18 protein-coding genes are annotated in these 19,655 nt (G+C 71.8%); 9 read left to right on the top strand and 9 right to left on the bottom strand.

The features are described 5' to 3' along the window. The first annotated feature begins 36 nt into the window (after nucleotides 1-36). The 4 genes from AC4BGB_RS04235 to AC4BGB_RS04220 all read left to right on the top strand — a co-directional run bounded on the left by AC4BGB_RS04235 (nucleotide 37) and on the right by AC4BGB_RS04220 (nucleotide 4,290). The gene (locus AC4BGB_RS04235) at nucleotides 37-804 is read left to right on the top strand and encodes an ABC transporter ATP-binding protein (RefSeq protein ID WP_490545004.1); all 768 of its coding nucleotides are present in this window, start codon (nucleotides 37-39) and stop codon (nucleotides 802-804) included. Nucleotides 805-907: 103 nt separating this feature from the next. Further along, nucleotides 908-2,203 (top strand): histidinol dehydrogenase, encoded by a 1,296-nt coding sequence (hisD, locus tag AC4BGB_RS04230; protein WP_490545000.1) that lies wholly within the window; start codon nucleotides 908-910, stop codon nucleotides 2,201-2,203. Between the two features lie 64 nt (nucleotides 2,204-2,267). Beyond that, nucleotides 2,268-3,281 carry an amidohydrolase family protein gene (locus tag AC4BGB_RS04225; RefSeq protein WP_490544998.1) on the top strand — a complete coding sequence of 338 codons (1,014 nt, stop codon included), beginning with the start codon at nucleotides 2,268-2,270 and terminating at the stop codon, nucleotides 3,279-3,281. 13 nt (nucleotides 3,282-3,294) lie between these two features. Next, nucleotides 3,295-4,290, top strand: a complete 996-nt coding sequence (locus AC4BGB_RS04220; RefSeq protein ID WP_490544996.1) for a Gfo/Idh/MocA family protein — start codon at nucleotides 3,295-3,297, stop codon at nucleotides 4,288-4,290. A gap of 50 nt (nucleotides 4,291-4,340) precedes the next feature. On the opposite strand, the gene AC4BGB_RS04215 is transcribed toward AC4BGB_RS04220, so the two are convergent. The 3 genes from AC4BGB_RS04215 to AC4BGB_RS04205 all read right to left on the bottom strand — a co-directional run bounded on the left by AC4BGB_RS04215 (nucleotide 4,341) and on the right by AC4BGB_RS04205 (nucleotide 7,097). Continuing rightward, nucleotides 4,341-4,766 carry a GlcG/HbpS family heme-binding protein gene (locus AC4BGB_RS04215; protein WP_490544993.1) on the bottom strand — a complete coding sequence of 142 codons (426 nt, stop codon included), beginning with the start codon at nucleotides 4,764-4,766 and terminating at the stop codon, nucleotides 4,341-4,343. Then, nucleotides 4,763-5,632, bottom strand: a complete 870-nt coding sequence (locus AC4BGB_RS04210; RefSeq protein ID WP_490544991.1) for an NAD(P)-dependent oxidoreductase — start codon at nucleotides 5,630-5,632, stop codon at nucleotides 4,763-4,765. The genes AC4BGB_RS04215 and AC4BGB_RS04210 overlap by 4 nt, the downstream gene beginning before the upstream one ends. A gap of 187 nt (nucleotides 5,633-5,819) precedes the next feature. Then, the gene (locus AC4BGB_RS04205; protein WP_490544989.1) at nucleotides 5,820-7,097 is read right to left on the bottom strand and encodes a PucR family transcriptional regulator; all 1,278 of its coding nucleotides are present in this window, start codon (nucleotides 7,095-7,097) and stop codon (nucleotides 5,820-5,822) included. A gap of 102 nt (nucleotides 7,098-7,199) precedes the next feature. Between AC4BGB_RS04205 and AC4BGB_RS04200 the strand changes: the two genes are divergently transcribed. Continuing rightward, nucleotides 7,200-7,898 (top strand): cyclase family protein, encoded by a 699-nt coding sequence (locus AC4BGB_RS04200; protein WP_490544987.1) that lies wholly within the window; start codon nucleotides 7,200-7,202, stop codon nucleotides 7,896-7,898. After that, complete coding sequence (locus AC4BGB_RS04195) at nucleotides 7,895-8,707, top strand: SDR family NAD(P)-dependent oxidoreductase (RefSeq protein ID WP_490544985.1); 813 nt, start codon at nucleotides 7,895-7,897, stop codon at nucleotides 8,705-8,707. The genes AC4BGB_RS04200 and AC4BGB_RS04195 overlap by 4 nt, the downstream gene beginning before the upstream one ends. A gap of 16 nt (nucleotides 8,708-8,723) precedes the next feature. On the opposite strand, the gene AC4BGB_RS04190 is transcribed toward AC4BGB_RS04195, so the two are convergent. From AC4BGB_RS04190 to AC4BGB_RS04170, 5 genes are all read right to left on the bottom strand, one after another. Continuing rightward, nucleotides 8,724-9,866 (bottom strand): flavin reductase, encoded by a 1,143-nt coding sequence (locus AC4BGB_RS04190; protein ID WP_490544983.1) that lies wholly within the window; start codon nucleotides 9,864-9,866, stop codon nucleotides 8,724-8,726. Nucleotides 9,867-9,984: 118 nt separating this feature from the next. Next, complete coding sequence (locus tag AC4BGB_RS04185) at nucleotides 9,985-10,626, bottom strand: GntR family transcriptional regulator (RefSeq protein ID WP_490544981.1); 642 nt, start codon at nucleotides 10,624-10,626, stop codon at nucleotides 9,985-9,987. Nucleotides 10,627-10,681: 55 nt separating this feature from the next. Next, the gene (locus AC4BGB_RS04180) at nucleotides 10,682-11,389 is read right to left on the bottom strand and encodes an enoyl-CoA hydratase/isomerase family protein (protein WP_490544979.1); all 708 of its coding nucleotides are present in this window, start codon (nucleotides 11,387-11,389) and stop codon (nucleotides 10,682-10,684) included. Further along, on the bottom strand, nucleotides 11,389-12,918 hold the full coding sequence (locus tag AC4BGB_RS04175) for an aldehyde dehydrogenase (RefSeq protein ID WP_490544977.1): 1,530 nt from the start codon (nucleotides 12,916-12,918) through the stop codon (nucleotides 11,389-11,391). Before AC4BGB_RS04175 ends, AC4BGB_RS04180 begins: the two co-directional genes overlap by 1 nt. Before the next feature lie 61 nt (nucleotides 12,919-12,979). Further along, nucleotides 12,980-14,620 carry a PucR family transcriptional regulator gene (locus tag AC4BGB_RS04170; RefSeq protein WP_490544976.1) on the bottom strand — a complete coding sequence of 547 codons (1,641 nt, stop codon included), beginning with the start codon at nucleotides 14,618-14,620 and terminating at the stop codon, nucleotides 12,980-12,982. 116 nt (nucleotides 14,621-14,736) lie between these two features. On the opposite strand from AC4BGB_RS04170, the gene AC4BGB_RS04165 reads away from it, so the two are divergent. From AC4BGB_RS04165 to AC4BGB_RS04155, 3 genes are all read left to right on the top strand, one after another. Next, entirely contained in the window at nucleotides 14,737-16,230 is a 1,494-nt protein-coding gene (locus tag AC4BGB_RS04165; RefSeq protein WP_490544974.1) for a CoA-acylating methylmalonate-semialdehyde dehydrogenase, read from the top strand. A 10-nt stretch (nucleotides 16,231-16,240) separates the two neighbouring features. Next, nucleotides 16,241-17,599 carry an aspartate aminotransferase family protein gene (locus AC4BGB_RS04160; RefSeq protein WP_490544972.1) on the top strand — a complete coding sequence of 453 codons (1,359 nt, stop codon included), beginning with the start codon at nucleotides 16,241-16,243 and terminating at the stop codon, nucleotides 17,597-17,599. A gap of 72 nt (nucleotides 17,600-17,671) precedes the next feature. After that, on the top strand, nucleotides 17,672-18,808 hold the full coding sequence (locus tag AC4BGB_RS04155; RefSeq protein WP_490544970.1) for a GDSL-type esterase/lipase family protein: 1,137 nt from the start codon (nucleotides 17,672-17,674) through the stop codon (nucleotides 18,806-18,808). Nucleotides 18,809-18,812: 4 nt separating this feature from the next. Here the strand turns inward: AC4BGB_RS04155 and AC4BGB_RS04150 are convergent, their stop codons facing one another. Continuing rightward, complete coding sequence (locus AC4BGB_RS04150) at nucleotides 18,813-19,556, bottom strand: PIG-L deacetylase family protein (protein WP_490544968.1); 744 nt, start codon at nucleotides 19,554-19,556, stop codon at nucleotides 18,813-18,815. Nucleotides 19,557-19,655 lie beyond the last annotated feature (99 nt).

Below are 19,655 nucleotides of genomic sequence, written 5' to 3'. Positions count from 1 at the left end.
ATTCCGTCGTACGTTTTCACCGTCAGGAGAAGTTCCATGGCCGTCCTCACCGTGAGGGACCTGAGCAAGACCTTCAACGTGGGAACCCCCCGCGCGAGCCGCGTGCTCGACAACATCTCGTTCGAGGTGAAGGGTCAGACCTTCGTCTCGATCGTCGGGCCCTCGGGCTGCGGCAAGAGCACCCTGCTCAACATCATCTCGGGAGTCGAGGAGCACACCTCCGGTGACATCTCCTTGAAGAGCGACGACGGCGGGAACGCCCGGATGGGCTACGTGTTCCAGGACCCGCGTCTGCTCCCGTGGCGCAGCGTCATGAAGAACATGATGTACGTGCAGGACAACAACAACGAGGAGACGACCGCGCGCGCTCGTCGCTACCTCGACATGGTGGGCCTGTCCAAGAACGCCGACTTCTTCCCCGGTCAGCTCTCCGGCGGGATGCAGCAGCGAGTCGGCATCGCCCGTGCGTTCGCGGTCGAGCCCGACCTGCTGCTGATGGACGAGCCCTTCAGCCACCTCGACGCCATCACGGCGCGGGGGCTGCGGGCCCAGCTGCAGGAGATCTGGGCGCAGTCGAAGAAGACGGTCGTGTTCGTGACCCACGACGTGGTCGAGGCCGTCGAGCTCTCCGACCGGATCATCGTGCTGCAGCCCGGCGGCCGGATCTACGAGGACATCACGATCGACCTGCCGCGCCCGCGCCGTCAGTCCGACCCGACGGTGGCCACGCTTCAGGCCGAGGTGCTCGCCCGGCTGGAGAAGATGAAGGCCCCCGCCGCCCCCGTCTCCGAGCCGGTCGCCTAGGCCCGGGCCCGCTTCCCGAAGAACGTCAGTCGCCGATGCTGCCCCCCGCTCGCGGGTGGGCGGCATCGCGCGCCCTTGAACGACCCCACCCATGGAGTTGGATATGAGCAAGCAGCTGAAGCATGCCCCCGGCGTCGAGCTCGACGCCGGTTCGCAGGAAGGCGTCCGTGACGTCGTACGCACCGTGATCGAGGAGGTACGCCGCGACGGCGACGCCGCGGTCCGCAAGTACTCCGAGAAGTTCGACGACTGGTCGCCCGAGGACTTCCTCCTCGGCCGCGACCAGGCCGAGGAGATCGTCGCCTCGCTGCCGGAGCAGGTGGTCTCCGACATCCTCGAGGTGCAGGCCAACGTGCGGCAGTTCGCACAGCTGCAGCTCGACTCGATGCACTCGTTCGAGACCGAGGTCGCCCCCGGGGTGCACCTCGGCCAGAAGCAGCTCCCCATCCGCGCCACCGGCGCCTACGTGCCCGGCGGCCGCTACGCGCTCACCGCGTCCGCGCACATGACCGTCGTGACCGCCAAGGTGGCCGGCGTCGAGCGCGTCACCGCCTGCACCCCGCCCATCCGCGGGGAGCTGCCGGTCGCGACGATCGCCGCCCTGCACCTCGCGGGGGCCGACGAGATCCTGATGCTCGGGGGAGTGCAGGCCGTGGCCGCGCTCGCCCTCGGCACCGAGACCATCGGCCGCGTCGACCTGCTCGCCGGCCCCGGCAACGCCTACGTCGCCGAGGCGAAGCGACAGCTCTTCGGCGAGGTGGGCATCGACCTGTTCGCGGGTCCGACCGAGATCCTGGTGATCGCCGACGAGCACGCCGACCCGTTCATCGTCGCCGTCGACCTGCTCAGCCAGGCCGAGCACGGGCCGGACTCCCCGGCGGTGCTGATCTCCACCTCCGAGGACGTCGCCCGCCAGGCGATGGAGCACATCGAGAAGCTGCTGCCCGGGATGTCGACCAACGACATGGCCGGCCCGGCCTGGCGCGACCACGGTGAGGTGCACGTCGTGGACGACCTCGACGAGGCGTTCGCGCTCGCGGACACCTTCGCGAGCGAGCACGTGCAGGTGCTGACCGCCGAGCCGCGCCTCGCGCTGGAGAAGATGAACCACTACGGCGCCCTGTTCCTCGGTGAGGGCACCTGCGTCTCCTACGGCGACAAGGTGATCGGCACCAACCACGTGCTGCCGACCCGGGGGTCCGCCCGCTACACCGGCGGCCTGTGGGTGGGCAAGTACCTGCGCACCGTCACCTACCAGGAGGTCACCGACCCCGCGGCCAGCGCGCGCCTCGGCGAGCTATGCGGCCGTACTGCGAGGGTGGAGCGCTTCGAGGGCCACGCCCGTTCAGGTGACGTGCGGGCGGCGAAGTACGGCGACGCCACGCTCTCCTGGGCCTAGGCAGCCGCCCTGCCGAACAGCACCACCGACCACGATCTCCACACATTCGATGAGAGGCAACCAGATGAGCAGCGCACGCCCACCACGCACCGTCGACATCCACGCCCACGTGTTCACCCCCGAGTGCCAGGCGCTGGTCGACGGACTGATGTCGCCGGAGATGGAGCCGTTCAGCTACTTCGGCGGCGACGAGACCAACGCCTACCAGGTCGAGCACGTCAAGGAGATCTTCCCCAAGGCCACCGACCCGGCGGTGCGGCTCGCGGACATGGACGCGATGGGCATCGACGTCCAGGCGATCTCGGTCGCGCCGCCCGGGTACTACTACTGGACCGACCCCGAGCTGGCCCGCGAGCTGGCCCGGATGCAGAACGAGAACCTCGCCAAGATCGTCGCGGACAACCCCGACCGGTTCGTCGGTCTGGCCACCGTGCCGCTCCAGGACGTGCGCTCCGCCGTCGAGGAGCTCGAGCGCACGGTGCGGGAGCACAACTTCCGCGGGGTGGAGATCAACACCAACGTGATGGGCCTCGACCTCGACGACCCTCGATTTCGGCCGTTCTTCGCCAAGGCCGAGGAGCTCGACGTCGTGGTGCTGCTGCACCCGAACGGGTTCACCGGCGGTGAGCGGCTGCGCAAGTACTACCTGACCAACGTGGTCGGCAACCCCCTGGACACCACGCTGGCGCTGACCAAGATCATTCACGGTGGGGTGCTCGAGGACCACCCGGAGCTCAAGCTCGTCGCGGTGCACGGCGGCGGCTACCTGCCGTTCTACTCCTCGCGGATGGACCACTCCTACGAGCTGCGGCCCGAGGGGCGTCACCACATCACCCGCCCGCCGAGCACCTACCTCAAGCAGGTCTACGTCGACTGCCTGGTCTTCGACTCGGTGCACCTGGAGTTCCTGATCCAGCAGATGGGCGCGGACCACGTCGTGGTCGGCACCGACTACCCCTTCGACATGGGGCACTACGACCCGCTGGGCCAGGTCGACGGTGTCACCACCCTCTCGGAGGACGAGCGGACCGCCATCCGCGGCGGCACGGCCGCCCGCCTGCTCAAGCTCGACGACTGAGCGGGTCCGGGACATGGAGGCGGTCCGGGTCGGCGTGGTCGGACTCGGCTGGTGGGGGCAGAACATCATCGGCCAGCTGGCCGGGTCCCCCTTGCTGGACGTCCGCACGGGCGTCGACCCGGACCCCGCCGGCCGCGCCCGGGCGCAGGAGCTGGGAGTCGCCGTCACCGACGACTACCAGGCGGTGCTCGACGACCCCGAGATCGAGGCGGTGGTCCTGTGCAGCCCGCACCGGCTGCACGCCGACCAGGTCGTAGCCGCCGCCCAGGCAGGCAAGCACGTCTTCTGCGAGAAGCCGTTCAGCGCGAGCATCGCGGCGGCCGAGCGGGCGCTGGCAGCGGTGGAGCAGGCAGGGGTCTGTCTCGGGATCGGGCACGAGCGCAGGTTCGAGCCGGCGGTGGTGGACCTGCGTGCGCGACTGACCGCGGGGGAGCTCGGCGTACCCCTCGTGTTCGAGGGCAACTTCAGCCAGGACAAGTTCCTGGCCCTGCCGCCCGACAACTGGCGCCTCTCGAACGAGCACGCCCCGGTGGGGCCGTTGTCGGCCACCGGGATCCACCTCGTCGACCTGGCGATCGCCGTGATGGGTGCTCCCCGGGAGGTGTGGGCCCAGCTCTCGACCCGGGCCACGGAGTTCGAGAACGGCGACAACCTCACGATCACGATGACCTTCGCCGAGGGCGGGACCGCCGTGATCACGGCGGTGCTGACGACGCCGTTCATCGGGCGGCTCTGCGTGATCGGCTCGCAGGGGTGGACCGAGATCCGCGACCGCAGCCACCCGGAGGCCTCCACGGGCTGGGACGTCACGACGTCGCTGCGTGACGGCTCGCCGCAGCAGGCGTTCTTCGAGCCGGCCCCGGCCGTGCGGATCAACCTGGAGACGTTCGCCCGCTCGGTGCGCGGCGAGGCGGACTACCCGGTGAGCGTGCAGGAGATCCGCTCCAACGTGCGCGCCTTCGAGGCGATCACCCGGTCAGCGGTGAGCGGGCAGGTCGAGGTCGTCTGACCCCGGGCCTGCCCCGGGCACGTGCCTCGAGACCGAACCCGGGGCGACGCTCAGGAAGCCGGGTCGGAGGCGAGCCCGGCAGCGCCGATCCCGTGCACGGCGCACTCCTCGTCGACGTCGGAGACGTCGCCGCTGACGCCGACCGCGCCCAGGAGCACGCCGTCCTGGTCGCGCACCAGCACCCCTCCGGGAGCCGGCGCCAGGCGACCGCCCGAGGCGGCGGCGAGGGTGCCGAAGAACACCGGCTGCTTCTCCGCGCGTACGGCGAGGTCGCGCGAGCTCATCCCCATGCCCACGGCTCCGTAGGCCTTGGCGATCGCGACCTCGGGACGCAGGATGCCGGAGCCGTCCTCGCGCTTGAGCACCACGACGTGCCCCCCGGTGTCGAGGACCACGACCGTGAGCGGGGCGGCGTCGATCGAGCGGGCGTGGCGCAGGGTGGCGTCGGCGATGGCCTCCGCCTGGGCCAGCCTCATCGTGACTTGCTCTCGTCGAGGATCTCCAGGATCGCGGCGGCGTCCGCCTCGCCGAGCCCGGCTCCGACGGCGCGTTCGTAGAGGGGGAGGGTCGCGTCGAGCACCGGGGTCTGCAGGCCCACCGAGTCGGCGAGCTCCTGGACCAGCGTCACGTCCTTGACGAACATCGAGACCCGCGCCGTGGCGGGGAGGTAGTCGCGCTCCACCATCAGCGGACCGCGCTTGTCGAAGATCACCGAGCCGCCGGCGCCCTCGCGGACGGTGTCGTAGAGCTGCTGCGGATCGAGTCCCGCCCGCACTCCCAGCGCGAAGGCCTCGGCGGTCGAGGCGTTGTGGATGGCGACCAGGAGGTTGGCGACCAGCTTCATCGTGGTGCCGTGCCCGAACGGGCCGAGGTGGCGCACGGACCGGGCCACGACCTCCAGGACGGGCCGGACCCGCTCGAAGGCGTCGGTGTCGCCGCTGCCGAGGACGACGAGGTCCCCCTGGAGAGCCTGGGCTCCCGTGCCGCTGAGGGGGCAGTCCAGCAGGACGGCACCGCTCGGCTCGAGGAGCGCGCGACAGGCGTCCTTGACCTGGCGCGACAGCGTGGAGGTCTCCACGACCACCTGGCCGGGACGTCCCGCTGCTGCGAGCTCACGGCACACGACCTGGGCCGCGCCGGGGCTGGGCAGCGACGTGATCACCACGTCCGCGGCACCGGCGACGCCGGCGATGTCGTCGGCCGCGTGCCCGCCGGCGGCGACGAACGACTCCATTGCAGCGGGGGAGAGGTCGGTGCCGTGCACCTCGTAGCCGGCTCGCAGGAGGTGCCCGGACATCGCCGATCCCATGATGCCCAGTCCGACCATGCCGACGACGTCCATGTGACCAGCCCTTCTTCGTGCTTCGAGGTGGTCGCCCAGCCTAGGAGCCCGGGCTGCCGCTGGCTCTGGCCGAACCCGTCACCGCGCGGGGCCTGGACTCACTGATCCCGAGGCCCCCGATCCTGCCCCCGATCCTGCCCCCGACCCTGCCCCCGATCCTGCGCAGCGTCCTGCGCCGCGGTCGGCCTCAGTGCGCCGTACGCCGCAGCAGCAGGTCGCAGGCCAGCCGCACCGTCGGGTCGTCCAGGTCGAGCCCCGACACCTCGCTCGCCCGGCGGAGCCGGTGTCGCAGGGTGGTGACGTGGATGCCGAGGCGCTGCGCCGCCGCGGACGCGGAGCCGCACACGGCGAGGTAGGCGCGCAGGGTCGGCACCAGGTCGCCGCCGTCCCGGTCGTGGGCGACGAGGGCGTCCAGGCCGCTGAGGCCGCTGCCCGCCGGCATCCGGGTGACCAGGTCACGGACCAGGACCTCCGCCTCCACCTCCCGGAAGCGCACGCAGTGCGGACCCGACCGGTCCTGGAGCACCGCCAGGGCTCCGACGCACTGGTCGCGGAGCCGGGGCATCGAGGTGAGGCGGGTGTCGGTGGTGCTCACCGCGACCCGCAGCGGGGCCAGGGGGCCGGTCCCCGCGAGCCGGACGATCTCCTGGCCCAGGCGCAGGGCGCTGTCCTCCGCGGTCTCGGCCGGGACCGCGACCACCACCAGTGCGCCGCTCCCCAGCCGGGCGACCGCGACCGGGCGCCGGAACGACTCGCAGCACAGCTTCACGTGGTCGCCCAGCCGTCCCCAGGTGTCGTCCGGGTCGGACTCGAGCGCGGGCGCCCCGGTGGTCACGGCGAGCACGGCGAAGGTGCAGCCGGGGGCGAAGCCGAGTTCCACGGCCGCAGCCGCAGCCCGGGACTCTCCCGCCAGCAGGGCCTGCACCAGCCGGAGCCGCCGGTCCTCCTCGGCGTCGAGCTGCTCGAGGTGGCGCAGGAGGTGCGGGACCGCGGCGTCGGCGGCGCGGCGCAGCGCCTCCTCGGCGCCGGGCGGCAGCGGGGAGTCGCCCTCGGCCACCCAGACCACGCCGAGCTGACGCCGGCCGGCGCGGACGGCGGTGATCAGGCGACGCCGGGCCTGCCACGGGCCGTCGGCGAGGTCCACGACCTCGGCGGTCGTGCGCAGGCGGTGCAGGCTCCCGGTGCTGGCCAGGAACTCCAGCCACGGGTCGGGGATCCGCCGGCCCAGGATCGCCTCGGCGCGGCCCCGGTCCATCTCGCCGACGAAGGCGGAGTAGGCGAGCACGCGGAAGGAGGAGTCCTCCAGGATCACCGGGCCACCCACGGCGGCGGCGATCTCGTCGGCGACCGCGAACAGGTCGCCGGGTCGCCGGTCGCCGCCCCGGGCCTGGTCGAGGGCCGTGTCCGGAGTCAGGGTGGTGGTGGGGTCATCGGGGGAAGCGTTCCCTCCGATCGGAGTATGCATGGCCGGAAACCTACTTCATTCAGAGCATCCGTGACCGTGCTCACACTCATAGTGTCCGTGGTCCACGGTCCGCTGGGACCACGAGACACACAGGAGCGACGCGTGCAGATCATCGACCTCTCCCAGGACATCTACCAGGGCATGCAGGTGTACCCCGGCCACCTCAAGACCGTCGTCTTCGACCACGCCTCGCACGAGGACACGGCGCCGAGGTTCGAGGGAGGGTTCTCCTTCCAGACCAAGGGATTCATGATCAACGACAACGGCCCCACCCACGTGGACTCGTTCTCCCACCTCGACCCCGACCCGTCGGCCCAGACGATCGACCAGATGTCCCTCGACCTCTTCTACGGCCCCGCCGTGTGCCTCGACGTCTCCCACGTCGGCGCGGGGGAGGACATCACCGCCGAGCACCTCGAGGAGGCGCAGGCCGGCGTGGACGTCTCGGTCGAGCGCGGCGACATCCTGCTCCTGCACACCGGCACCCACGGCCGGTACGCCGGCGAGCGCCGCTACCTCACCGACTTCCCCGGGCTCGGCGAGACCGGGAGCCAGTGGATCTACGAGAACGGGGTGAAGACGTTCGGGGTGGACAGCCCCACGCCTGACAACCCGCTGAGCAAGAGCTACCCGTGCCACATGATGTGCCGCGAGCACCACATCACCCACTACGAGAACCTCACCAACCTGCACCTGCTCATCGGCCGCCGGTTCACGTTCGCCGGGTTCCCGCTGAAGGTGATCGGCGCCCACGGCGGGCCGACCCGCGCCGTGGCCATGCTGGAGGATGACGCGTCGTGACCGCGACGCCCACCGGCGCCGGCGCTCCGCCCTTCCCCGGGGACCGCGTCGCGGGCCGCACGATGCTGGTGACCGGCGCCGGCAACGGCCTGGGCCGGTCGATCTCGCTGGCGCTGGTCGCCCGCGGGGCGCGGGTCGTCCTGGTGGGCCGGCGTCGCGAGCCGCTGGAGGCGGTCGCCGAGGAGGCTGCCGGGCTGTCCGGCAGCGTCCGGGTCGCCACCGCGGACGTGGCCGACCCCGGCAGCGTCGCCGCCCTGGCCGACGAGCTGGCCGATGAGTCGGTGGAGGTGCTCGTCAACAACGCCGGGGTGCCGGGGCCGGTGGCGCCTCTCGTGGAGATCACGCCCCAGGAGTGGGACGAGGTCTTCGGGATCAACGTCCGCGGCGTCTACCTGATGTGCCAGGCGTTCCTGCCCCCGATGATCGAGCGCGGGGCCGGCGACATCATCAACCTCGCCTCGGTCAGCGGGAAGCGTCCGCTGACGCGGCGTACGCCGTACACGGCCTCGAAGATGGCCGTCATCGGGCTGACCACGACCCTGGCCTTCGAGGTCGGACCGCTGGGGGTCTCGGTGAACTCGCTCTCGCCCGGACCCGTCGACGGCCCGCGGATGCAGCGCAACTTCACGCTGGAGGCCGACCGGACCGGGACGACGTACGCCGAGGCGGAGGAGGCCTACGTGTCCCGCGCCGCCCTGCACCGGATGCTGGCCGAGGACGAGGTGGCCGCAGCCGTCGTCGCGATGCTGCACATGCCCGGCCTGTGCGCGGCCGACATCGACCTGTCCGCGGGGATGGTCGCCCGCTGATCGACCGGTGGCCGGCTCAGAGCCGGCCACCGGTGCGGTCGAGGATCTCGCGGACCCGGTGCTTCGCGAGCTCGGTGTAGTGCAGCACCCCGGCGGTCGCCCTCGCGGGATCACGGTTCTCCATCCCCACGGTGATCTGGCGCTGCGCCTCGATGAAGCTCTGCGAGGTGACCGGCGTGGAGCCGAAGCTGCGCGTCATCACGGTCTTGATGGACAACCGCCCGAAGGCGGCCGTGAGCGCGGCGTTGTGTCCCAGGGACACGAGGTACTCGTGGAAGGCGTAGTTGGCGTCGAGGTAGGCGTCGAAGTCCACGAACCGCTCCCCGACGAGGAGGGCCGCCATCGCCTCGAACCGCCTCCGCAGCTCGACGAGCTCCTCGGCGGTCGCCCGCTGTGCGGCGACCAGGACCACGCCGAGCTCGATCAGGGCCCGGGCGTCGAAGGTCTCGTCGGAGGTGTGCACGTCGAACGGGGTGATCACGTAGCCGCGCCCGGGGTCGCGCTGCACCAGCCCGTCGGAGGCGAGCCGGGTCAGGGCGTAGAAGGCCGAGGGTCCGTCGACCTCGAGCTGGTGGGCGAGGTCGTCCAGCTCGATGACCGCCCCGGCGGCGTACTGGCGCTCGAGCACCTGGCGACGGGCCAGCTGGTAGACCGCGTCGTCGCGGGCGAACTCGAAGCGGCCGAACCCACCGCGGAAGTAGGTCAGCGGCTCTCCCTGGCCGGCGGTCGCGCGCACCACCCTGCCCAGGAAGATGCTGTGGGTACCGCCGGTGGTCTCCTCGGTGACCTCGCACTCGATGTGGGCCAGGGCCCCCTCCAGCAGCGGTACGCCGAGCGTCCCGTCGACGACGCCGACGCCGTGGAACTTGTCCTCGCTCGGGACCGCGAACTGCTGCGCGAGTCGTGCGTGGCCCTGCCCCAGGACGTTGACGGCGTAGGTGCCCGACCTCGAGACGGCCTGGGTGGTGGGGGTGGCGCGGTTCAGGCACGCAAGCATCATCGGGGGGTCCAGCGACAGCGAGGTCACCGAGCTCGCAGTCATCCCGTAGGGCTGGTCGTCGACGCGCGTCGTCACGACGGTGACCCCGCTGGCGAGGTGCCCGATCACGTGCCGGAAGTGCTGCGGGTCCATCGGTGTCGAGGAGAGTTGGACGTTCATGGTGGAGCTCCCGGGAGGACGGCGAAGGTTGCCCTCAGTAGACCGGAGCGGAGCGGGGCGGGGGCATGGCGGCGGCCGTCATGCTCGCGGTGCGCTCCACACGCCCGGCGACACCGGCTCAGGCGTTCTCCGCCATCAGGTAGTGCAGCACCGCGTCGTGGGAGGAGGCCAGGTGCAGCCGGGTGAGGTCGGCGGCCCCGTCGGCGTCGCCGTTCTCGACCGCGTCGAGGATGCGGCGGTGCTCCTCCTGCAGGTGGGCGGAGTCGCCGATCACGTCGAGGTGGAAGTAGACGTAGCGGTCGGTGAGGCGACGCAGCTGCTCCACCAGGGCGATCGTCCGCGGTCGCTCCGCCAGGGAGTAGACCTCGGCGTGGAAGGCGGCGTTGGTCTCCAGCCAGTCTCCCGGCGAGATGGCCGGGTCGTCCATCAGCGCCAGCCGCGCCTTCATCCGGGCGATCCCGGCCCGGCCGATCCGCGGCACCCCCTGCCGGGTCGCCATCGGCTCGAGGGTCTCGCGCAGCTCATAGAGCTCCTGGAGGTCCTCGATGGACAGCGGTGTCACCACGGCGGAGCCGCCGTGCAGCTCCACCAGGCCGTCGGTGGCCAGGGTCTGCAGCGCGTCGCGGACCGGGATCCGGCTGACGCCGTACTCCGCGGCGATCGACGCCTGGGACAGCGTGGTGCCGGGGGCCAGTATGCCGCTGGAGACCCGGTCGCGCAGCCCCCGGGCCACCCTGGCGGCAGCTGACTCCGTGCTCATGGGGTCAGTGTGTCGCACTCGGGGTGGCCCGGGAGCCTCGCGTTGGTGACGGCGTTCAGCCTTCGCCGCGGCGCAGCGAACCGACGACCAGCCGGTCGAGGCTGACGTCGAGGGCCACGTCGTCGCCGACCTCGGCGAACATCCGCAGCATCGACTTGATGTCGGCGTGCACGCGGGGGCTGCGGGCGGTGAGTGCCGCAACCCGCTCGTCGCTCTGCTTGCGCAGGTCCTCGACCGATCCGGCCGTCGCGTTGACCAGGCCGAGCTCGACGGCCCGGGCTGCGGTGATCGCCTCGCCGGTCGCGGTCAGCCAGAACGCCTCGCGCTCCCCGACGACCCGGGGCAGCCAGGCGAGCACCAGAGCCGGGGCGAGGCCGATGCCGACCTCGGGGAAGGAGAAGCGAGCCGTCTCCAGGGCGATGGAGACGTCGCAGAACGCGGCCAGCCCCACGCCGAACCCGGCCGCGTCGCCCTGGACCTCGGCGACCGTGACCAGGCGGGTGGTCCGCAGCGCGCGCATCAGCGCGACCAGGACCTCGGCCTCGGTGCGGACCTCGGCGGGGGTGGTGCCACCGCGCTCGCGCCCGAGGCAGAACGCGTCACCGGCGGCGCGGAGCCGCAGGACGTGCGCGCCCTCCGGCGGCTGCTGGAGCAGCTCGGTCAGTCGCCGGCAGACCCCCAGGCTGTAGAGGTTGCCCGGTGGCAGGTCGACCTCCACCAGGACGACTCCGTCGACAGGGTCGTGGACAGTCAGGTCACTCATCAGTTCAACCTCCCGGTTGCTAGTCCGCCGTACCAGTCCACGTCGTCCGGAGCGGTGCGGATGGTGACCGCCCGGACGTGGGTGAAGTCGTGGAAAGACTCCCAGCCGCCCTCGCGACCGACACCGCTGTCCTTCAGCCCGCCCCACGGGGAGGAGGGGTCCAGCCGGTGGTGGTCGTTGACCCACACCATCCCGGCCTCGAGGCGGTGGGCGACCCGGTGGGCACGTGCCACGTCGCGGGTCCAGATGGCCGAGCCGAGACCGAAGGGGGAGTCGTTGGCGATGGCTACGCCCTCGTCCTCGTCGTCGAACGGGATCACCACGACGACGGGGCCGAAGATCTCCTCGCGGGCCACCGCCATCTCGTTGGTGACGTCGGCGAGGACGGTCGGCTCCACGAAGTAGCCGCCCTCCAGGCCCGGGACCTCGGCCGCGCGCCCACCGGCGGCCAGCCGGGCGCCCGCGTCGAGCCCCTGCTGGACGTAGCCCAGGATGCGCTGACGCGCCCGGTCGGAGATGACGGGTCCGAGCTGGGTGTCGGGGGAGGAGGGGTCGCCGATCCGGATGTTCGCCGCGACGGTCGACAGCGCCTCGACGAACGGCTCGTAGATGCCCCGCTGGACGATCAGCCGGCTGCCGGCGATGCAGGTCTGGCCGGCTCCGATGAACCCGGCGAAAGCGGCGCCCCGAGCCGCGACGTCGACCGGCGTGTCGTCGAAGAAGAGCACCGGTGACTTCCCGCCGAGCTCGAGCGTGGCCTTGGCGAAGCGCTCTGCGGTCGCCCGGGCGATGGACCTGCCCGGCTCGGTACCGCCGGTGAACACGACCTTGCGGACCAGCTCGTGCCCGGTGAGCGCAGCCCCGGCGGTGGGGCCGAGGCCGTTGACCACGTTGAGAACGCCGTCGGGGATCCCGGCCTCGCGGGCGATGTCGCCGAGGAGCATCGCGGTGAGGGGGGTCTGCTCGGAGGGCTTGAGCACCACCGAGTTCCCGGTGGCCAGGGCGGGCGCGAGGCTCTTGGAGGCGATCATCATCGGGTGGTTGAACGAGGCGAGGATCGCCACCACACCGAGGGGGAGCCGGCTGGTGTAGGAGTGGTAGTCGCCGCGCATCGGCACCACCGAGTCCCGATCGGCCAGCAGCAGCGAGGCGTTGTAGCGGTACCACTCCGGCAGCCGGGTGATCTGCGCCTTGGTCTCTGTGATCGGGCGGCCGTTGTTCGCCGTCTCGAGCTGGTAGAGGTCGGTCATCCGGGCCTCGATGCCGTCCGCGAACCGGTGCATCACCTGGGCGCGGTCGTGGATCGGCATCTCGCTCCACACCCCGGACCGGAAGGTCTCGTCCGCGACGCGGACGGCGTGGTCGATGTCGTCCAGGCTCGCGCTCTCCACGGTGGCCAGGACGTCGCCCGTGGCGGGATTGCGTACGTCGAGCCGGTCGCCGTGGCCCGCGAGGACGGCGCCGCCGATCCGCAGGCCGGTGGGCAGGGTGCCGGTCGGGAGCCGGAGCTCCGGGATGGACAGGGTCATGACTGCGCTCCGCTCGGTATACACAATGTCCCTCATGTATACCGGCCTGGCGGCGGCTACGTCAACGCACCGCGCGCGGGTCGGCGTGGGCCTGGGTCGCGAGCAGGGCCACGTGCAGGGAGACGTTCGACTCCGCGTCCTCGAGGTCGACGCCCAGCACCTGCTCGATCCTCGCCAGCCGGGCGTAGAGCGCGGGCCGGCTCAGGTGGCTGCGCCGGGCCAGCTCGCTCTTGTTGCCCCGGGCGGCCAGGAAGGCGTGCAGGGTCGCCGTGAGGTCGGTGTCGTGGCGCCGGTCGTGCGCCCGCAGCCGGCCCAGCTCCGACTCCGCGAACGAGACCAGGCGGGGGTCGTCGCCCAGCGCGCTGATCAGCCCGCGGACGCGCAGGTCGGCGCTGACGTAGTACGAGCGGCGGATGCCGGGAAGTGCGGAGGCCACCTGCGCGACGTGCGCCGCGAGCACCAGGGAGGAGCCGGTCTCGGCCATGGTGCCGACCGGGTCGCCCACCCCGACGGTGTGGGGCGCCGACCACCCGGCGCTGCGCAGCTCCTCCTCGACCGCGGTCGAGAGTCGTCGCGCGGCACGGGTGAGGTCGGCCGTGGGGCGCGCCGGCAGGGAGCACAGCACGAGCACCTGTCCCGACGCGACGGTCGCGACCAGGGTCGCGACCCGGCCCCGCCGAGCGGCCCGGGCGACGATCTCGGCCAGGGAGCGGTCCCGGCGCTCGAGGGCGATCGGGTCCAGGGCCACGGGGGAGGGGGACCAGACGGCGACCGCCACGAAGGCGCGGTCCTCGACCGGCAGACCCAGCGCCCGGACGCGTGCCCGGGCCGCCTCCTCGTCGGTGGTGCGCCCCTCCTCGTGCTCCGAGAGCAGGTCCTCGAGGACCGCTCGGTGGGCCTGCTGCTCGAGGCTGACCTCGTCCTGCTCCAGCAGGCGGTGCAGGGCCAGGGCCTCGGTGGCGCGCTCCAGCACGATCGCGAGGTGGAGGTCGTCGGGCGTCGCCTCCGGGGCGACCAGGGTGGCCCACTGCTGGGACCGGGGCCCCACGGGGACGCTCACCCAGGTGCCGTCGGCGGGGGGCTGGTCCCGGATCGCCCGGGAGCGGCTCTCCCAGTCGACGAGCAGTGCCGGGGTGGAGGACGGCCCGGGGTCGCTGGCCACCGCCCGGTGCGACAGGTCCTCCAGGACCAGGGCGTGCCCGCTCATCTGGGCCGCGCGCGAGACGATGTCGGCCACCGAGGACCCCTCCACCGACAAGGTGGTGAACGCGCGGTGTGCCGCCTCGGACTGCTGCAGCAGCTCGTACTGCGCGTTGATGATCCGGGCGTGCACCGCCTCGGTGACCGCGACGAAGGGCACCGGTGACTCCAGCGTGACCAGGGGCAGGTCGTGCTCCTCGGCGGCGTTCACCAGGGCTGCCGGGAGCCGGGCCCAGCGCCGCCCGAGCTCCACGACCACCCCGTGCGCGCCGGCGTTGCTGAGCTCCTCGACGTACGCACGCTGGCCGGCGGCCCGGGCCGGGAGCGCGATCCCGGTGGTGAGGATCAGCTCGCCGCCGCGCAGCAGCGAGGCGATGTCGGCCAGCTCGCTCACGTGCACCCACCGGACGGGGGCGTCCAGGCCGGCGGCGCCGGCGGCGACGGTGGGGCCGCCCTCACGCAGTACGGGCAGGGCCAGGATCTCGCGGACCGAGGGCAGCATTTACACACTGTAAGACTTCTTGTTCATCTCTGACCAGGTTGTCCCTTGTGTGCGTACCCCCGGTCCCGGCAGGCTCAGACACCTACCCCCATGACGCGACGGCTGCGGAGGCTCGGATGACTCGACGGATCACCCACTGGATCGACGGCAAGCCGTTCGGCGGCACCACGGAACGGTCCGGGGACGTCTTCGACCCCGCCACCGGCAAGGTGGCCGCCCAGGTCGACCTGGCCGACCGGGAGACCGCGGACCTGGCCATCGCAGGAGCCTCCAGCGCCGCGCGCGCCTGGGGCCAGTCCTCGCTGTCGGTGCGCACCAAGGTGCTGTTCAAGTTCCGCGACCTGCTCGACCAGCGCAAGGAGGACGTCGCCGCGGCCATCACGGCCGAGCACGGCAAGGTCCTCTCCGACGCGCTCGGCGAGGTGACCCGCGGCCTCGAGGTCGTCGAGTTCGCGTGCGGCGCCCCGCACCTGCTCAAGGGCGGGTTCAGCGAGAACGTCTCCACCAAGGTCGACGTCTACTCGATCCGGCAGGCCCTCGGGGTGGTCGCGGTGATCTCCCCGTTCAACTTCCCCGCGATGGTGCCGCTGTGGTTCGTCCCGATCGCGATCGCCTGCGGCAACGCCGTCGTGCTCAAGCCGAGCGAGAAGGACCCCTCCGCCTCGATGCTGCTGGCCGAGATGTGGGAGGAAGCGGGCCTGCCCGCCGGGGTCTTCTCGGTCCTCCACGGTGACAAGGTCGCCGTGGACCGGCTGCTCACCCACCCCGACGTCGCCGCTGTGTCCTTCGTCGGCTCCACCCCAATCGCGCGCTACGTCTACGAGACCGGGACCTCGCACGGCAAGCGGGTGCAGGCCCTGGGCGGTGCCAAGAACCACATGGTCGTCCTCCCGGACGCCGACCTCGACCTCGCGGCGGATGCAGCGGTCAACGCCGGCTTCGGGTCGGCCGGTGAGAGGTGCATGGCGATCTCGGCACTGGTCGTCGTCGACCCCGTCGGCGACGAGCTGGTCGAGAAGATCGTGGAGCGGGTCTCCACCCTGCGCACCGGCGACGGCCGTCGCGGCACCGACATGGGGCCGCTGGTGACCGGAGAGCACCGCGACAAGGTGGCTTCCTACGTCGCCGCGGGCGAGGAGGCGGGTGCCTCGCTGGTGGTGGACGGCCGCACCCAGGAGTTCGACGGGGACGAGGGCGGCTTCTGGCTCGGCCCCACCCTGTTCGACCACGTGTCGCCGGAGATGAGCATCTACACCGACGAGATCTTCGGCCCGGTGCTCTCGGTCATCCGCGCGACGTCGTACGACGAGGCACTCGACCTGGTCAACGCCAACCGCTACGGCAACGGCACGGCCATCTTCACCAACGACGGCGGCGCCGCCCGCCGGTTCCAGAACGAGGTCCAGGTCGGCATGGTCGGGGTCAACGTCCCGATCCCGGTCCCGATGGCGTACTACTCCTTCGGGGGCTGGAAGGACAGCCTGTTCGGTGACACACACGCGCACGGGACCGACGGCGTCTCGTTCTACACCCGTGGCAAGGTCATCACCTCGCGGTGGCTCGACCCGGGCCACGGAGGCCTGAACCTCGGCTTCCCGCAGAACACCTGAGGAGCTCTCGATGTCGAACCTGCCGCACGACCCGGTCGGCGCACGCGCCTATGAGCTCGACCGTGCCCACGTCTTCCACTCCTGGTCGGCCCAGGAGCAGCTGGACCCGATGACGATCGCGGGTGCCGAGGGGTCCTACATCTGGGACTACGACGGCAACCGGTTCCTCGACTTCTCCTCCCAGCTGGTCAACACCAACATCGGTCACCAGCACCCCAAGGTCGTCGCCGCGATCCAGGCCCAGGCGGCCAAGCTGTGCACGATCGCCCCCCAGCACGCGAACGCCGAGCGGTCCGAGGCCGCGAGGCTGATCGCCGAGCTGGCGCCGGGGGACCTGAACAAGGTGTTCTTCACCAACGGCGGCGCGGACGCCATCGAGCACGCCGTGCGGATGGCGCGGCTGCACACCGGACGGCACAAGGTGCTGACGACCTACCGCAGCTACCACGGCGGCACCTCGGTCGCGGTGCAGATGACCGGCGACCCCCGCCGGTGGCCCAACGACGGGGGCGCCACGGGCGTGGTGCACTTCTTCGGTCCCTACCCCTACCGCTCGCCGTTCTGGTCCGACGACAGCGAGCAGGAGTGCCAGCGCGCCCTGGAGCACCTCGAGCAGGTGATCGCCTTCGAAGGACCGGCGACGATCGGCGCCGTGGTCCTGGAGAGCATCCCGGGCACCGCCGGTGTCCTCGTCCCGCCGGACGGCTACCTGGCCGGCGTGCGCGAGATCTGCGACCGGCACGGCATCGTCTACGTCGCGGACGAGGTGATGGCCGGGTTCGGCCGGGCGGGTGAGTGGTTCGCGGTGGACCACTGGGACATCACCCCCGACCTGATCACCTTCGCCAAGGGCTCCAACTCCGGCTACGTGCCCCTGGGTGGAGTGGTCGTCTCCGAGCGGATCGCGGCCTCCTTCGCCGACCGGGTCTACCCCGGCGGCCTCACCTACTCCGGCCACCCGCTGGCGTGTGCCGCAGCCGTGGCCAGTATCGGCGCCATGAAGGACGAGGGCATCGTGGAGAACGCGGCGCGGGTGGGCCGCGACGTGATCGGCCCCGGGCTGCGCGACCTCGCGGAGCGTCACCCCAGCGTGGGCGAGGTCCGCGGCATGGGCGTCTTCTGGGCGGTGGAGCTGGTCCGGGACCCGGCGACGCGCGAGCCGCTGGCGCCGTACGGCGGCACCTCGCCGGCGATGCAGGCGGTCGTGGCGGCGTGCAAGGACGGGGGACTGCTCCCGTTCGTGAACTTCAACCGCATCCACGTGGTGCCGCCGTGCACGGTCACCGACACCGAGGTGAAGGACGGGCTCTCCATCCTGGACCGGGCGCTGAGTGTCGCGGACACGCACGTCCAGGGGTCCGCCGGCTGAGAGAACTGACCCACCCGGGGGAGGTTTCGGGATTCTTCGGACAATGGGGCGCTGGGCCGATGTAATTTCGCGGTGTCTCGGACTGGATCCACCTCCCTCGTGCTCGTTGTCGTGGCCCTGCTCGGGGCCCTGCTGCCGACCGAGACAACCCACGCCGTCACCGGAGCAGGCAGCCCGGCAGCAGCGGTGCTGGCGGCGGCACCGGCAGCGGCGCGCGCAGCCACTCCCGCGACCAGCCGGGGACCGCTGCGGATCCTGATGACCGGGGACTCGATCACCCACGGCTTCCACGGGGACTACTCCTGGCGCTACCGGCTGTGGGGGGAGTTCCGTCGGCAGCGGGTCGCGGTCGACTTCGTCGGTTCCCGTTCCGCGCCGTACGTCTCGCCCGGCTACCCCGGCTCGTCGTACCTCGCCCCGGGGTTCGACCGCAACCACTTCGCGCAGGGTGGCTCGCTGCTGGCATGGCACGCCGGGCAGATCGAGCGGGAGGTCCGGTCGCAGCGCCCGGAGATCGTGCTGCTGGCAGCCGGGATCAACGACCTGCGCCGGGGCGCTTCTCCTGCGCAGACGGCGCAACGGCTGCGCGCCTGGGTCCACGCCGCGAGGCAGGCGAGGCCCGGCGTGCGACTGGTCCTCTCGCCGGTGCTGGGGTCCTCGATGTCCACGCGCCCGTCGCTGGGGCGGAGGATCTCGGAGTACAACGGGCTGCTGCGGTCCGCGGCGGTGGAGCTGAGCACGCCGGTCTCGCCGATCACCGTGGCCGACACGGCTCGCGGGTGGTCGGCGGCGGCACACACCTACGACAACCTGCACCCGAACCCGACGGGGGAGACCCTGATCGCGCAGCGGCTGGCAGAGACCTTCCACCGGATCGGCGTGCTTCCCCGGACCTCGGCGCTGTTCCGCACCACCGGCTGGAACCGTCAGCCGCGCGTGCGGGTGGTCCTCCAGGGGCGTCGAGCGGTGCTCACCTGGGACGGGCAGACGATCGACGGCGTCCGGGTCTGGACCCGTCGCAAGGGACGCAAGGCGTCGTTCCCGGTCGCCGTGCGACCGAGGTCGACGCTGCGCACCGGGCTCCTGGCCCGTCGGGCGACCTACGAGTTCCGGATCCAGATGGTCCGGGGCAGGCTGGCCACGCCGCTCGGCCCGGTCACCCGGGTCCGGGTCCCCGGCCGGAAGGCGCCGATCAGCAAGGCCCGGTGACCGGCTAGTCGCCCCACCCCATCGGGATCACCTCGAAGGGCGCGGCGAAGGCGACGCCGAGGCGTTGTCCCGCCGCCCGCGCAGCGCCCTCGAGGAACTCGCGCGGGTCCCAGTTCTCCCAGCCGAGCCCGTCGATGTAGGCGCGGTGCGCCTCGAGCGACAGCACCCCGGCGTCGAAGGTGTCGGTGGTGTCGACCGCGTGCTGGGCCTGGGGTGAGCCGAAGGCCCAGACCTCATGCACGCCGCCCCACGGCTCGGTGCCGTCGGTCAGCTGCTCGGGGAAGATCCAGCGGTTCCCGGCGTCGCGGACCGCGTCGAGCACCGCCTTGCCGACGGCGATGTGGTCGGCCTGGTTGAGGTTGCGCCCGCCCCACGTGTCGCGGAAGTTGCCGGTCACGACGACGTCGGGTCGGTGGCGGCGTACCTCGGCACAGATCCGCCAGCGCAGCGGCACGCCGTACTCCAGGATGCCGTCGGGCTCGCGCAGGAAGTCGACCGTGTCCACGCCCACGATGCGCGCGGAGTCGACCTGCTCGGCCTCGCGCACGACGCGGCACGTGTCGGGGTGGACCGAGTCGATCCCGGCCTCGCCGCTGGTGACCATGGTGTAGCCGACCCACTTGCCCTGTCCGGTCCACCTCGCGACCGCCGCGGCTGCGCCGAACTCCATGTCGTCGGGGTGGGCGACGACGCACAGGGCGCGGCGCCAGGTCTCGTCGAGGGGCTCCAGCGGCTCAGGTGCGTCCATGGGCCGAACCTACGCCCGCGCTGCACGGCGGGGGAGCGCCACCGGAGCCGAATAGGTCCGAGCGTTTCGCGGCCCTACCATTGTCCGGTGAGTGAGAGC

It is taken from the genome of Nocardioides sp. Z30_9 (genome assembly GCF_058215735.1).
Note: the sequence above shows the minus strand (reverse complement) of the source record. Positions and strands in the feature narration are given on the sequence as shown.